This window comes from Bacillus sp. MT(2024) (assembly GCF_036362845.1).
Lineage (GTDB): Bacteria > Bacillota > Bacilli > Bacillales > Bacillaceae > Bacillus > Bacillus velezensis.
Genome location: NZ_CP143632.1, coordinates 3,838,633 through 3,854,902 on the forward strand (window position 1 = coordinate 3,838,633; position 16,270 = coordinate 3,854,902).

At 45.5% G+C, this 16,270-nt stretch carries 8 protein-coding genes; 1 reads left to right on the top strand and 7 read right to left on the bottom strand.

Annotated elements, in window-relative coordinates:
- Positions 1 to 14: 14 nt before the first annotated feature.
- The 7 genes from VP472_RS19160 to VP472_RS19190 all read right to left on the bottom strand — a co-directional run bounded on the left by VP472_RS19160 (position 15) and on the right by VP472_RS19190 (position 14,167).
- Positions 15 to 7,046 carry a DNRLRE domain-containing protein gene (locus VP472_RS19160; protein ID WP_146275855.1) on the bottom strand — a complete coding sequence of 2,344 codons (7,032 nt, stop codon included), beginning with the start codon at positions 7,044 to 7,046 and terminating at the stop codon, positions 15 to 17.
- Positions 7,047 to 7,207: 161 nt separating this feature from the next.
- A complete protein-coding gene (locus tag VP472_RS19165) occupies positions 7,208 to 8,272 on the bottom strand; it encodes a polysaccharide lyase family 1 protein (protein ID WP_039253287.1) in 1,065 nt (354 codons plus the stop codon).
- A 141-nt stretch (positions 8,273 to 8,413) separates the two neighbouring features.
- Complete coding sequence (locus tag VP472_RS19170; RefSeq protein ID WP_146275857.1) at positions 8,414 to 9,325, bottom strand: DMT family transporter; 912 nt, start codon at positions 9,323 to 9,325, stop codon at positions 8,414 to 8,416.
- A gap of 148 nt (positions 9,326 to 9,473) precedes the next feature.
- Positions 9,474 to 9,920, bottom strand: coding sequence for a universal stress protein (locus VP472_RS19175; protein WP_039253283.1), 447 nt, complete (start codon positions 9,918 to 9,920; stop codon positions 9,474 to 9,476).
- Positions 9,921 to 10,001: 81 nt separating this feature from the next.
- Positions 10,002 to 11,399: an aryl-phospho-beta-d-glucosidase gene (locus tag VP472_RS19180; protein WP_146275859.1), complete on the bottom strand. Its 1,398-nt coding sequence runs from the start codon at positions 11,397 to 11,399 to the stop codon at positions 10,002 to 10,004.
- A gap of 18 nt (positions 11,400 to 11,417) precedes the next feature.
- Positions 11,418 to 13,253 carry a beta-glucoside-specific PTS transporter subunit IIABC gene (locus VP472_RS19185; protein ID WP_146275861.1) on the bottom strand — a complete coding sequence of 612 codons (1,836 nt, stop codon included), beginning with the start codon at positions 13,251 to 13,253 and terminating at the stop codon, positions 11,418 to 11,420.
- A gap of 488 nt (positions 13,254 to 13,741) precedes the next feature.
- Positions 13,742 to 14,167, bottom strand: a complete 426-nt coding sequence (locus tag VP472_RS19190) for a very short patch repair endonuclease (RefSeq protein WP_045925557.1) — start codon at positions 14,165 to 14,167, stop codon at positions 13,742 to 13,744.
- Between the two features lie 177 nt (positions 14,168 to 14,344).
- Between VP472_RS19190 and VP472_RS19195 the strand changes: the two genes are divergently transcribed.
- Entirely contained in the window at positions 14,345 to 16,138 is a 1,794-nt protein-coding gene (locus VP472_RS19195) for a DNA cytosine methyltransferase (RefSeq protein ID WP_146275863.1), read from the top strand.
- The last annotated feature ends 132 nt before the right edge of the window (positions 16,139 to 16,270 follow it).

Here is a 16,270-nt window from a genome sequence, read left to right on the forward strand (position 1 = left end):
TTTTATTCTCCTTATTATCCTCTATATTTCCATCGGGTATTTTTATTTTTTCTTCCTTTACCATAACCATCATGAAAATGCTGTAACCTATGATTTCTTATTACTTGTAAATCAGAATGCTTGTAGCTCGCACCTTTTCTTGCCTCGTAACCACGTTTGTGAGCTAGTTCATACCCTTTTGGAACACGTATCGATTTTCTGTTTTTGTATTTCTTATGTCTAATTTCATTTTTTATCCACCCTCTAACATGCCTAGGCTGTTTATGATCCTTTAATAAAGATTTTAACTTAGCTTGTTTTCCTTGTCTGCCTGCTGTTTTTGCAAACCTATAAACCCTTTTAGCACCCTTAAATAACTTCCCAGGACCAAAGTTCGAAGCCGCTGCCCAGGCTGCACCTCTCCATCCTTTACCTGATTTATATGCCTTATATCCATCATAGGCTGCAAATCCGGCATTTACCACAAGCCACACCCAATGCCCATCCGGATCGACGTTCATGACTGGGTTGTTGTTTCCGTATGCATATCCATTCTGATCTAAGGAATCCCCATCGCTGCCCGGGTCTGGGTCGAGTGATAAGAATACGCCGTTTCTTGGTTCGTAGTAGCGGGCCATGAGATAGTACAAGCCGGTTTCTTCGTCGTATTGGTAGCCTGCGTAGCGGTAGCGGTTGTCTTTTACTTCTTCGCTTGCTTCGGTTTTTGTCGGATTTCCCCACGCATCGTACTGATATTTGGCAACGGCTTTTCCGGTGCTGTCTGAGATCGCGATGACGTCACCGTGTGCGTTGTAGTGATAGAAATATTTCTTGCCGTTCTCTGTATAGGATAACAGCTGGCCGCTGTCACCGTACGTGTATGATTTTGTGACGTTGTTGTCGGCGTCTGTTTCATACAGAACGTTCAAGCTGTCTCCGTCGTAGAAGTAGTTCGTAACTTTTCCGTTGACGGTTTTTTGGATTCTGTTTCCTTTTTCATCGTATTTGTATGTTGCGAACGGCTTGTCTTCGCCTTTTTTCGTGACGGCGGTCAGGTTGTCTTCCGCGTCCCACGTATATGTGTATTTACCGTCAGATGTGCGGTTGCCGTTTTTATCGTAGGACAGGTCTTCGTCATTCACCTTCGTCAGCTGGTTCATGATGTTGAAGGATGCGTTGACTGATTTGCTTGCGCCGTCCTTTGTGGTGGTGACGTTTGTCCGGTTGCCGAAGCCGTCGTACGTATATTGAATGACGGTGCCGTCTTCATGGGTTTCTTTGACGAGCTGGTTGAGCTTGCCGTATTCGTACTGCACCTTTCCGCCCGCTGAGCTGTCGATGACCGTGCGGTTGCCGTTGGCGTCGTATTCATAGCTTTCCCGGAAGATGCTGCCGCCGTTTTTCGCTCCGATATGAAGAGAGCTGACAAGATTCCGCTCATCATATGAGAAGCTCGTGCCGACTTCATTTCCGCTGATGAATGTCTGGACATTGCCGTTTTCATCATAATCAAATGTATAGGCTGAAGTGCCGTCTTTCATTTCAATCATTTGATCAAGTTTGTTGTACGTAAAGCTGTTTGTTCCTTTTTGGCCGCCGTGGCTCCATGAGAAAGTTTTCAGCTTATCTGAATCAGCCGGATACGTCCAGCTTTGGCTGCCGCCGCGGTCGGTTAATTCGGTCAGGCGGTTTTTGTTGTCAAAGGTGCGTTTCTTCGTTGTATTTTGTTCTTTGTTTGTGACTGACGTTTCATTGCCGTTTTTGTCATAGGTAAAGTTGTATTTTTCAGTGCCGTTATACGCTTTTGACTTAACCCGGTCGGTGCCGTCATAGGTCAGCGACACTTCATTGCCGTTGGCGGAAACGGTTTTCGTCAGGTTGCTGTTGGCGTCATATTCACTCTTCAGTACATTGCCGAGCGGGTCGGTTGTTTTGACGAGCTTGCCCATGACGTCATATTCATATTGATAGGTCTGGTCTGCGCCGGCCCGAATCGTTTTTGTCAGCTCATTTCCTTCCTTGTCATAGCTGTGAAGGATGGATGTGCCGTTTGACAGGGTCAGCTTTGTCAGCTGGTCGGCCTGATCGTATTCGTAGGCGGTTGTTTCGCCTTTCGCGTCGGTTTCAGACATTTTCTTGCCAGTCTCGTCATATGAAGCAGTGCTTGCATAACCTAGTTCGTCTTCTTCTTTTGTGACGTAGTTTCCTTTTTCGTCATAGGTGTTTTTCGTCAGGATGCTTCCTTCGATTAATCGGATGTCATCAAACCACGCCGTTCCCGTGGCGCTTTTTTGGAACAGAATGCTGATTTCGATTTTATTGATCGGCTTTGTTTTCGGAATGACTGCCGCTGCCCGGTTCCATTCCTGTGTCCCCTGCGGGAATTTGGCGGTGTAGATGCCTGTCGTGCCGTCCGCATAAGTGACGCCGGCCTGAAGCGCGTAATCATTGTCGTTCGTTAATTTTACGCCGTCTGCCTTGGACATCCCTGTCAGCGTAATATATACCGGCTTATCGTCCGCGCTTTGGCCTAATGTAATGGTTTGTTTTGCGGCCGCATTGGCTTGTGATGCATTTGTGCGGGACGCTTTTAATGAGCTGTCATCATCGAAGCCTTCATCAAGGTCAGCGGCGGCTCCGCTTGTGCTCCAGCCATCTGCTTTAGCCGTGAAACTGCTGTTTTGAACCGGGTTATAGCTTGAAGAGACTTCGCCTTTTTCCAGCTGAACCTGATCAAACCACGCTTTTCCTTTGCCGTCCTTGTCTTTATGATCCACTTCCATATAGACGATGGCTTTTCCTGCATTGGCCGGTGTTGTAAAGGTAATCTGCCGTTTCGTCCAGTCATTCTTTCCGGCTAATGCGCCTGATTCATTGTGAATCCATTGAATGCGTTTTTGGTCTTTGTCACGCAGATCAATGTTGAAATACGCTCTCGCCTTTGTCAGATCCGTTTTGATCTGGCCGCTGAGTGTATACGTCGTATTCGGCTCAAGCTGCACTTCCTGCGTTGCGGACGCATGGCCGTGCTCTGTTCCGGCTGAAGCGGATTGTGAGGTGATCTCCAGTGCTTTTTGTCCGGACAGCGCGCCGCTTCTTGCTTTTACAGATGCAATACTTCCGCTGTCTCTCGTAGCGGTGAGATTCCAGCCCAGCTTTGTTCCTTCAAAGCTGCCGTCTTTCAGCAGGCTTGCCGAAGCTGCCAGCTCTTTGCTTGATTGAATGAGATTTCCATACTTGTCATACACGGCGGCGGATGAGGATTTTCCGCTTTGATCCGTCTCAGAAACAGCATCAAGTCCGTCGTACGCAATATCAGTGACGTTCCCCTCGGTATCCTTCATTTTCGTCACGTCATTGTTTTTGTTGTACTGATACGTTTCGGTGCCGTAGTTGTCTTTTACGGCTGTGACGTTTCCGTCTTTATCATATTGATAGCTTTCTGTCGCTTTGCCCGCATCCGCGTCGTTCGGATCGGTGTCCTGAATGACGTTGTTGCCTTCGTATACAGTGTTGGTCGTGATTTTCAGCCCTTCGGCATCATCGATCAGCTGAATCGGGTTGCCCGCCTCATTATAGCCGTACTGCACTTTGCGGCCGTTCGGCTGCGTCATGAGCAGCGTTTTTTTGTCCGCGTCATAGCTGTAGTCATACGTTTCTTTTTTCGCATTGACGGCTTTGGTCAGACGGTGGCCGCTGTATTGGTATTCAGTGAACAGCGGTTTGTCACCCGTGCTGTTTGCGGAATACTGCTTGACGAGGCGCCCTTCGGCATCATAGTCGTAGCTTGTGACGCTGCCGTCAGTATCCGTCACCTTTTTGAGAAGGTCTTTGTCATATGAATACGAAATCTTTTTGTTTTTCGGCCCTGTAAGAGATGTGACATGGCCGTTTTCATCATAGGTAAATGTCAGCTTGCGCCCTGATGCGTCTGTTATGGCGGTCAGCTGATTGCTGTCGTTATATTCGTATACGGTTGTGTTGTTGTGTCCGTCAACGACTTTTTGAAGCTTGCCGCCTTTTTTGCTGAAATAAGCGTTCGTCTGATCCTTTGTTTTTAATACAAATTGGTCGCTTGTTTCTGTCAGTTCGAGATAAACACCCGTCGGCGGCTGATACGTGCCGTCAGATTTTTTCGTGAAGACATGTGTTGTCGCGTCCTCATCAATATAAACGGCTCTGCCGTCTTCAGAAAGGATCGACGTTTCCGCATCGGCATACCAGCCTTGGCCGAACATATGGTCAGAGCTGTCAAGGCTGTTAAAGGTCCGGGAGAGTCCGAGCCCCGGCCCGCGTCCGTCGATTGACATATCTTCTTCATTGACGATGACATTTCCCGTCGCGCCGTTCAGCTGTCCGTCCGGAATGTCGATAATAGACCAGAATTCTTCCGTTCCGAGGAATTCCGCACCTTCATGGAAAACAGGGTTAAAAGGTGCCGTCGGTATACTGTCACCATTTGCGTCATAGGCGGTCAGCGTAAAGGAATAGTTCTTCTTCCCTTTGTAATTGCCGTTTGCGTTTTCGTAAACAGGTGAAGGGTCAAGCGCCAGTTCGCCGCCCTTTCCGTCCGTGTGAAGCTGGAATTTTCCCGCTTTCACTTCATCGGCTGACGGCCAGATGTGTTTGTTTTGGGTCGTCCAATGATCGGTATCCCCGACATCGAATGATTGATAGTCTTTTCCGTTGTAAATGTTGATTTTGTAGCCTTTGGCGTTTTTGACCTTATCCCATATGAGATTGACATAACCCGTTTGGCTCGATTTCGTGTTCGTATAGACATAGCCTGTCAGGTTTTTCGGCTTTGCGATATCAGGCAGCGCCGGACTCGCTTCCGGTGAGGCGATCGCTTCTCCGTCTTTGTTATAAGCAATGACTTTAAATCCGTAGGTTTTCCGGTTCGCATCTCCGCCGGCGTTTTTATAAACGGGGCCCGGGTTGATCGGCAATTCCGCGCCTTTTTTGTCTTTCAGGTGAAGCGCATATTTTCCGGCGCTGATTTCCGCCTTTGTCGGCCAGATGTTTTGATCTTTTGTGGACCAGGATGTTTTATTTCCGAGGTCAAGCGTTTCAAAGCCTTTGCCGTTAAAGACTTGCATTTTATACCCGGCTGCGCCTGATACGGCTTTCCAGGAAAGATCAAACCAGCCTGTGGCGTTGTTGTTATTAAAGCCTTTCGTGCTTGGTTTCTGAACTCTTCCGATATTCGGAATGACGGGCTTGGCGGCCGCAGACATGGCGCCCTCTCCCTGGTCAAACACTGCGCTGACCGCGACCCAGTAATTTTTACTTGCCGGATAGCTGCCGCCGGCGTTTTTATAGACCGGCGAAGGATTAAGCGCTAATTCAGTTCCGCCTTTTCCGTCTGTATGCAGCTTATATTTGCCGGAGTCGATTTCCGCTTTTGTCGGCCAGATGTTTTTTCCTTTTGTGCTCCAAGAGGTTGCATTGCCGACAGAAATGGCCTGATATTCTTTCCCGTTATAAAGCCACACTTTATAGCTTTTGGCGCCTTCAGCTTTTTTCCAGCTGATATTGAAAAACCCTGTCGAATCTCCGTTATGATACGCTTTGACAGACGGCGTGTCCGCCTTCGGAATCGTGTATGTCACTTCAATGTATGGTTTTTTAGCAGAGTTTGCTGATGACATCAGCTTCTTCCAATATTCTTTTCCGTTTCCGTTTGTGTGAAGCTTAAAGCCGTAATTGGCGCCGCCGCTGTTCCACGACTTGACTGCGGATGTGACATCGAAGCTTGCCCATTGGCCTTTATAGACCTCGGCTTTGCCGATGTTTTTGGAGACCGGCTTGTTTTTCCACGTGATCTTGGCATTGTCGTAATTGCTGTTTACGGTGTCGAGCCAAAGCCCCGTCGCCTTTGATCCGTAATAGGAGTGGGCTGTGTATGCTTTAAGCGTCGCTTTTGTCACCGTCATGTTTTTGATCGGCTTTAGATTATCAAACTTCATAAATGCGTAGTTCGTTCCAGTTGTGCCGTCATAATAACCTGTTTTCAGCACGTACGCTTTCAATCCGGCGTCCCATTTCTGCGACGCGGCAGAGTAGTTTGTCGTCGGGTACGCACTCATGACAAAGGTATCGGATGACACGGATACTGATGTGGAAGGATCAATAGATACCGGATAAACCCGCTTTGGATCTTTCAGCCATTTTTCATCGGCCGTTACATGCAGCAAGCAGCCTTCGCTGTTTTTTTCAAGCTTGAAGCTGACATCTTCTGACCTGCTGACTTCACCTGACTTTTCATCGAGATCTGAGTCGGTCATAAAAGGCTTCGGCACGGTGTAGACGACATTGTCTTTGTCATCAGAAAACGCGATCGAGCCGTCTTCCTGTTCTTTAGCCTGAAGGTCGGTTTTGATTTGAAAGGTGAAGGAATTGTAGCCTTCATATTTGTGAAGCACAAGGTCTTCTTTTATGTTTTCGTTAAATGTGTAGGTTTGTAAATCAATAGCAGGAAACACTTGCTGATACGTAAGCTCGTTGCTGTCTTCCTTCACTTTTGCTGAGGCATCTGTCGGAGTGATTGCAGCCTGATCGGGGCCTTTTGCGCCGGTTAATGAGTATGTGAGCTTATGATCACCGTGTTCAAATGTAGCGTATAATCCGTTTTTCATTTGCTTCAGAAAATCGGAGTTCAGCACTGTATTTTCCGTCCCGACATCCTTTGAGCCGGTTTTCAATTCAGGAGAAATGTCTTCCCAGTCCGCATTGGCGGTTTCTTTCGTATGAATGGGGTCTGTGTAGATTTCCTGTTTGTACACACCCTCGCCTTCATAGTAAAGCTTTGAATTCTCAGTTCTTTCAGACGTGATCTCACCGTCTTGATTGATATCTTTTTGATCAAAAGGCATCTGCTCAGATGCTTTTTCCGCCGGAAGATCTTTTTCCGGGTCTGCGGCCGGAATGGCGGCGGTTTTCGCTTGATCTTGTTTTTCACGCGTTTCTGCCGCAAACACATCGGCAGGCGCAATGGAAATCATCAGCGTTGCCGCAAGAGTGCCGGCCAGCCATTTTTTCCACTTGTTCTTTTTTCCTATTTTCATAGGTTCTCCTCCTTCTTTTGTAATATAGGCTTAACAATAGTAATATTATTGAAATTGTTTATCAATATTTTCCTAGGTATTTAAGGTTATTTTAAGGATTATAGGAATTTTGAACCTTTTATTCATATAAAAAAACCGCCGGCTGCCGGCGGTTTTTCGTATTATGGATAGCGGAGATTTGTATTTTGCGCTCCCGCGTAGGATTGGGCGAAGTTTTTGGCGTCCTGGGCTGAAAGCGTGCCGTAGCTGTAATTTGATCTCGGATTCCAGCCGGTGCGCGGTGATTTCGGGGCTTTGAGCGACGGGAATGAACCGATGTCGGTGAATTGGGCCGTCCCGTAGTCGTCTATCATTCCGCCTTTTTCATTTCCGTTACCGAAATAGTTGGCTTCTGAGAAGACAGTCGCGTTTGTATGAATGGTGAATCCTAAATTAAAATTGGTCACATAGTTGTTTTTTGCGTGAAAATAGCCGTATCTCATCAGGCCCGGTGAACGCACATAGACGTTATTAAAATAGTTGTTGGTGATCGTCATATGCGGATAGCCGATATAATTGCGTCCTTCGTTATCATCATTCGGATAACCGAGAATCAGGCCGTACAGATGGTCTGTGAATTTAGAGTTAGACAGTGTCACAAAATCCGCTTTGGCGCCGACATACAGAAGCTTTCCCAAATCGCTGTGGCTGGTCGGATTGTAGCTGTGTCCTTCAAACCACACGTGGTCAATCCAGTAATTCTGTCCGTTCGCTATGTACATCGGAATGTCGTTGTTGCCTGTAATGGCGGCATTATGGCTGATAATGAGATTTTTGAAAATCACATTGTTTGAGCCGGAGCCGGTGGTCAGATAGATGTTGGTCAGCCTGTGGCTGGTATAAGAGCCGACGATGGTTTTATTGGCGCCGACTGTCACAACGGCTTTACCCGGGGAAGAAATATCACTTGTGATGACGATGGTTTTGCGGTCCGTTCCGCCCGCATTGTTTTTCAGATCATTGAGATTGCTGACGTAGACGACGGGGCCGCCCTGGCCTCCCGATACGGCGGATTTTGCTTTTCCGTTATGATCCTTCGCATTGCCAGCGAATCCGGTAAGTCCCTGCATCACATCCGGATAAGCCGCTGCCGCTTCTGCCTGCTTGGATGCGGAACATACGATGGCCAGACAAAGCGCAAAGCCGAGTGCAGCCAAGAAAGCGAGATGACGCGTCTTCTTTTTCATGCCCTTCACTCCTTTAATCTCTTAAATTGTAAACACATGAAGTATTATACAATTACTATCCTCTTTTTCCATGATCTGTTTGTCTGCTTTTTCGTTATGGCTGAAAAGCCCCAAAACAAAAAAAGCAGCCGATACGGCCGCCTATATACGGGTGCTGTCTGCATGAGTTTCCGCCGGCACGGCTTTTTGCTTTCGAATCAAGGACATCGCCATCCCCGCAAAAATCATCACAATCCCCAAAGATTGATAAAGGTCGGGGCGAAATCCCGTAAATACGGTGTCAAGCACAATCGCCACCGCCGGATCAAGAAATACGATGATTGAAATAAACCGGGTGGATAAAAACCGCAAGCTGTCAAAAAAGAGCAAATACACAATTCCCGTATGAATGATACCGGTTGACACAATCATGATCCAGTTCACATGCGACAAATCAGAAAAAGCGCCGAAACGGACGAACGGGAGAAGAATGATAACGCCCAACCCGGTCTGCAAACAGGTGACCGCATATGGACTGAGACTGTTGATGCCTTTCCCGGCCAGTGTCGTAAAGGCGTAAAAAAGGGCGGCCAGCACGGCCCAAATAATACCCGATCCCATCAGCTGAGAAAATGATGTACTTCCGTTGATGCCGGAAATCAGGGCGGTGCCCAGAAAACAAATCACGATGGAAGTGACGGACACAATATGCAGTTTCTCCCGGTATATAAGGCTCCCTAGAAGAAGGACGAGAACCGGAGCCAGATGATAAACGGAAATCGCTATCGTCACTGATGTCTCCTCAAATGATTTAAATAAAAACACCCAGTTCAGCACGAGAAAAAATCCGCAGGCCAGTGTCTGCAGCACCTCACGCCGGTTCCATTGTTCGGTGCGGTACCGTCCGGAACCAAACCAGCAAACGCCCAGAAACAATGAGGCGCACAGACATCTCACAAAGACCAGTTCAATTGAAGGCACATTCGTATGTTCCGAGAAAAAGCCGATTGATCCGAAAATGACCATGGAAATGACCATTTTGATGACGGCATTTGATGTTTGTTCAGCTTGCATTGATTCGCTTCCCCCATATCATTGACTGTTTATTCAGACAAATACTAACAGCCATTTTACTTGATTCAGAGGAAGATTTCATCCTGTTTTTCGAAAGACGGCGGTCTTTTCTCATTAAAAAAAGCCCCGCGTCAGCAGGGCTTTCTGTTTAATGAACGATCAGTACAGGACAAGGAGACAATTGTGAGACCTTATGGCTCACGCTTCCGAGCATCATTTCTTTAAATCCGCTGATTCCGCGGCTTCCAACGACAATCAGATTGAAATGCTGTTCTTTCGCTATGTTTAAAATTTGATGCGCAGGTTCGCCTTGGACGTACAGGCTTTCCGCATTTACCCCGCTTTCAGCCGCTTTCTGCTTGGCCTCTTCCAGAATGGCCGCTCCTTTTTGCTCGACTTCATGTTTGATGTCTTCAATGAAGTTTTCCGGAACATAGACAATCCCTGTTAAGGCTGATGTGGAGACAACGGCTTCACGTCCCGCATAGAGAATGGTGAGTTCAGCCTGCTGTTCTTTCGCCAGATGGATCGCTGCGTCCAAAGCTTTGCTGCTCATGTCAGAACCGTCTACTGCTGCAAGAATTTTTTTAAACATATGAATCCCGCCTTTCTGCTTTTATTGTCCTCCTCTCTTTGCTGAATGTCAATTTTGCCGGCTTTCTCCGGAACATTGCGCTTACAGACTTTCTCCGTTTGTGGCGATGACGTCTTTATACCAATAAAAACTTTTCTTTTTCTTTCTTTCAAACGTGCCTTTTCCGTCATTGCCGCGGTCGACATAGATATAGCCGTAGCGTTTTTTCATTTCTGCCGTTGAGGCGCTGACGAGGTCAATCGGCCCCCACGACGTGTAGCCGATCAGGTCGACGCCGTCTTCAATCGCCTCTCTTGCCTCTATTAAATGATCAAGCAGATAATTGATTCGATAATCATCCTGAATGGTTCCGTCCTCCTCCGGCTGATCAACCGCGCCGAGCCCGTTTTCGACGATGAAGAGCGGTTTCTGATAACGGTCGTACAGCGTGTTTAAGGTGATGCGCAAGCCCTTCGGATCAATCTGCCAGCCCCATTCGGAAGATTTCAGGTACGGGTTTTTCACGCCGCCGAGGAGATTTCCCTTAGATTGCGCCAGATCCTCAGGCGCCGTGCTGGCCGTCATCGACATGTAGTAGCTGAAGCCGATGTAATCCACCGTATGTTCTTTCAGGAGCGCCTCGTCTCCTTCCTTCATCTCGATCGTAATTCCGTTTTCTTTAAAGAAGCGCTTCATGTAGCCCGGATAGCTGCCCCTCGCCTGCACATCAGAAAAGAACAGCGTGCTCCGCTCTTTTTGCAAAGCCGCATATACATCCTCCGGCTTTGGCGTCATCGGATACGTCGTCGTCGCGGCGATCATGCAGCCGATCTGGGAATCCGGGATGATCTCGTGGCCGGCTTTTACCGCCAGCGCGCTCGCCACAAATTGATGATGGGCCGCTTGGTACATCGTGTTTTGTTTATTTTCTCCTTCCCGGAATATAAGACCGCCGCCTGTAAACGGAGCATGAAGAACAACGTTGATTTCATTGAAGGTCATCCAATATTTCACCTTGTCTTTATAACGGGTGAAAACCGTCCGGGCATACCGCTCATAGAAATCGACCGTCCGGCGGTTTCTCCACCCGCCGTAGTTTTTCACAAGACCGAGCGGCATCTCATAGTGAGAAATCGTGACGACCGGTTCGATCTGATGTTTTCTCAATTCGTCAAACAAACGGTCGTAAAATTGCAGCCCTTCTTCGTTCGGTTCTGTTTCATCGCCGTTCGGAAAAATTCTCGTCCACGCAATGGAGGTGCGGAACGCTTTAAAGCCCATCTCTGCAAACAGGGCGATATCCTCTTGATAGCGGTGATAAAAATCAATCGCGTCGTGATACAGATTCAGCGCATCATCCGTCTCATGAAACGGAGACATAATGCCGTCCGGGGAGACATCCGCCGTAGAAAGTCCTTTGCCCCCTTCTTTATAAGCTCCTTCAATCTGATTGGCAGCCGTTGCGCCGCCCCATAAAAAACCTTCCGGAAATCTCTTCATGTTTTCTCCACCTCTTTTTCAGGATAACGCCAGAAGCGCTTCGTTCGGTTTGACCATTCCGCTTTTTTTCACGTCTGTAAATGAATATTGATCCGTATTCGTAATGATGACCGGCGTGATCACGTCAAAACCGGCAGCCTTTATCTCTTCGATATCAAAAGTAATCAGCAGATCTCCCGGCGCGACGGCATCGCCTTCTTTAACGTGCATTTCAAAATGCCTGCCATCCAGCCGTACCGTATCAAGCCCGATATGAATGAGAATTTCGGCTCCCCGGGCGCTCGTAATGCCTATGGCGTGCTTTGTTTTAAATACGGCTGTCACCCTGCCTTCTACGGGAGAAACCGCTGCACCCTCTTCAGGAAGAATCGCAAAACCTTTTCCCATCATTCCACCGGAAAAGACGCTGTCGTTCACTTCGCTTAATGCTTTCACTTCGCCTTTAATCGGGCTGTGAATGATTTCTCCGCCTGCCGTCACACCCGGCGTTTCAGATGCTTTGTCCCGTTCAGACTGTACATCCTCAAACCCGATCAGAAGTGCCGCCGCCATACCCGCCGCAAACGAGATAAAAAGCCCGATCAGCGCGTAAAGAAACGTCGGCCCGATAAAGACCGGAATGCTCGGCAGACCGGCGTTTCCGCCCACAATGTAAGAAGCGACACCCGTTACACCGTAAAAAGCGCCGCCTGCCGCGCCGCCGATTAATGCAGCCGCGAACGGTTTTTTCAATCTCATGTTGACGCCGTACATGGCAGGTTCGGTTATGCCCATCAATGCCGTAATGCTCGTCGTAAACGCGAGTGATTTGAAGGTTTTGTTTTTTGATTTCAAGAAAACCGCAAATGACGCGCCGGCCTGCCCCATGTTCGCCAAAAACATCGCAGGCAGAATGTAATCATGTCCGTTTTGGGCAATGTTATTGATCATGATCGGCACAAGCGCATAATGCATCCCCGTCATAATGATGAGCGAAAACGTGCCGGCAAGCAGAATCATCGCGGCAATGCCCGCATGATTGAACAAATCATTGACGCCGACAGACAGATAATTTCCGAGAATCGCGCCGAGCGGACCGACTGTGATCAGGGTGACAGGCACGACGATCACAAGCGTAAGCATCGGAACGGCAATCAATTTCAAAGATGAAGGAGTGATTCGGTCGATTCCCTTCTCCACATAGGACATCAGCCAGATCGCCAGCAAAATCGAGATAACTGTCGATGAATACGTGGCAGCGGTTACAGGAAGACCGATAAAGGAGATGCTTTTCCCTGCTCCAAGCAGGGCCGTTAAATCCGGATGCAGGATCGCACCCGCCACAGCGGCCGCCACGTACGGATTACATCTGAATTTTCTCGCCGCGCTTACCGCAAGCAAAAGCGGCAGAAAATAAAACGCACCGTCACCGACAGCCGTGAGAACGCTGTGAGTCTGGCTCTTCTCCGACATCCAGCCGAATGTCACCGCTAGCGCGACAAGCCCTTTTATCATGCCGGCTCCGGCAATGGCCGGCAGAATCGGCGTAAACACGCCGGAAATCACATCAAATACAGCACTCAGCACATTTTTCTTCTGTTTTGATGTTTTGTTTGCGCTTTCATCACTGAGCCCGCTGCTCTCCATCAAAGCCTGATACACCTTCGGCACATGATTGCCGACAATGATCTGAAACTGCCCGCCGCTGATATTTGTCCCCATCACGCCTTCCGTCTGTTCCAGCCCGCTCCGATCTGCTTTCGCATTGTCATACAGATTAAAACGAAGCCGCGTCATGCAATGGATGACACTCTGAACATTCTCCTCCCCGCCGACAAGTTGTAAAATCTCTTTTGATATTTTATGATAGTCCATGAGTATACCTCCTTAAAAATGGGGGAACTGCCGGACGAAAGGTGGCCGCCTTTCTCCGGCTTTTTTGTTATGAAATCAGCATCACCTCCAAAAAAGGGTATAAAAAAAACCTAAACTGCACAGCACACGGGGGTCTTCCCCTGTCTGACGCAATTTAGGTTTTGCCTGCGGTTTGCAGTAACAATCCTAGGTGAATGATATTGGGTTGATATGTATACTTTAGCACTGGATTTATGGGGTGTCAACGCTTACATTTTGATATTCTTGAAACATTATTGTTACTTGAAACAAATTAAAGTCTAAGTTATACGCAAAACTAAGCCTTCTCTTCCACGTATACGGCAACAATGAGGCTATCTGCTCAAATAGTTAATATCTGAAAACTCAAGGGTCAAATGTGTATTTCATATCTGGTTCGTTTCAGCTTCCAGAAATCAAAAACCCGTTATTATAAAATTCAGATTGAGATAGATAGCTATGCTCTGGCCCTATAACTCATTTTTGCCTTTTTTCTCTCTGATAAAGGCTTCAATATGATTAATTGTTTCCGTAAAATTCTCTTTTAATTCATGTTCCCATATTCTTAATACATGCCAGCCGATTACTTGATAATAGGAATTTACTTCTTTATCTCTTTCTTTATTTCTCTGTAGCTTTTTCTCCCAATAAGCTGAATTGCTCTTTGGTTTATTCCCATGAATACTGCAGCCATGCCAGAAACAAGAATCAATAAAAATCACAATTTTGTATTTTTTTATCGCTATATCTGGTTTACCAAAAAGAGATTTTACATTCCTTCTAAACCTTAAACCCCTTCTCCATAATTCTGAAGAAACCTTATCCTCTAATTTAGACTTAGATTTAATTGCTTGCATGTTTTTTCTTCTTTGCTCTCTTGTATGAGTATCACCCATTGGCTTTAACCTCTCTTTTAATAATTAATATATTTCTTCCCTATATTAAGAGCAATAACCGTCAATTTTTTTAAAAAATAAACTTGCAACGTAAGCATAAAAAAGGGTATGCTGCTATAGAAAGAAACACCGAAAAACAGAGAATATATTTCCTATAAGCAGAAAGAGTTGAAAGAAATGAACAGCAATAATAAGAGATTTAAACTAGTTGATTTATTTGCTGGTGCTGGAGGTCTAAGCAAAGGATTTGAGCAAACTGGCTGCTTTGAAACAATTGGAGCGGTAGAAATAAATCAAGCAGCTATTGAAACTTATGTTTATAACCACGGCGGAAACAGAGACATTATTATTAGACCGGACGATAGTGATACCAGTGACATTAGTAAAATCGACTTCCGTAAATGGAAAAAGAGCAAAAACATTGATCCTAATTTATTAACAATTATTGGTGGGCCTCCTTGTCAAGGATTTTCCAATGCTAATAGGCAGAAAAATTATCTGATATCAGGAAATAATCAGCTTGTTATAGAGTTTTTCCGTGCTATTGATGAGATTCGGCCAGCTGCATTTCTTATGGAGAATGTGCCATCGATGAATTCAGATAAACATAAATTTTTCATCACAAAACATTTGGATAATTCGCGCTTTGCATATAGCTCTTTAGAACATTTAACTTGCTTATTTAATACATCAAAAGAAAACTTGATTGAAAATAAGTTTTTAATGGATGATAAGATAATTCTAATGGAGTCAGTTGAAATATCACTAAGTCATATTTGGAGAAAAATTATCGATGGGTCAACTCCCCCTAAACCAATAATTAGGGATCATAACTACTTATCCCGCTTGAGAAGTATATCAAAAAAAATTATTAAGACAGCAGGTAATCCTAGTTTGTCACTAAAGGAAAAAAAAGATATTATTCGAATTATTGAGTTGATTAATCACCAACTGAAAACTTTCCAAACAGATGGAGATCGCTTAAGCACTAAAGATATAGTTTCTCGTGGAAAATCAGCACTACAATTGTTGCTTGAGGATACTGAGGAATTTGATAAATGCGCTAAAAAAGATATCACTAACTTTATAAGTGTCAATCTGTTACTGTTAAGAATAAAAGAACTAAATGATGAAAAAATTAAATATGAGCTTTATATAGATGATACACTTAAGGATAATATTAAAATCATTGCAAAGGTTTGGTCTTATAATATTGTAAAATATCTTGAAATGGCATTCCACCAAATTGGATATAATACTGATTTCGGGGTCTTAACAGCTACAGACTTTGGCGTACCACAAATAAGAAGAAGGTTTATCATCCTTGGTGTTAGAAATGATTTATTTGAGAATAGTCCGAAACTTCCCGATGCGTTGGTAGACTCAACGCCTTTTACAGTAAGAGATGCAATACAAGATTTAGCTGGTATAACGCCCCTTACAGATATGGAAAAAGCTAAACCATTAGATTATATAGAATCAGATGAGCAGGCATCGCCTATGCTTCGATATTTCAGAAAAGATGCTGATAAAGGGTTGATTGATAATCATATAAATACTGAAAGCCGTCAGCTAAGTAAAACTCGTTTTGAAGCAATACTTCAATCGAAAGGTAAAAATTTTCACAGTCTTAATGATGAGTTAAAAACAACCTACTCTGATGTGTCTAGAACACAGAATACAATCTATTTAAGACTAGATTATGACAGTCCATCTCCTACAGTCGTTAACGTAAGAAAATCAATGTGGAGTCATCCAGAAAAAGCTAGAGCAATAAGTATTCGCGAGGCAGCCCGTCTGCAGTCATTTCCAGACAATTTTAAATTTAGAGGGACAAAAGATCAGCAATATCAACAAGTAGGGAATGCAGTTCCCCCTTTACTTGCACGTGCAGCAGCCGAGGCATTATTAAATGCTATGGGTGTTGAACCCACTACCTCACTTAAAAATGAATTATTAGATTTAAAATAGTAAAAAGCTTGACGATAAAATCAGTATATCGTCAAGCTTTTTTGATAATCCTTGTTAAATCTTTTTAGAAAGATATACGTTTGAAATAACTTATTTTATTATAATTATATTAAAAATTGAAAAACAGGAGGA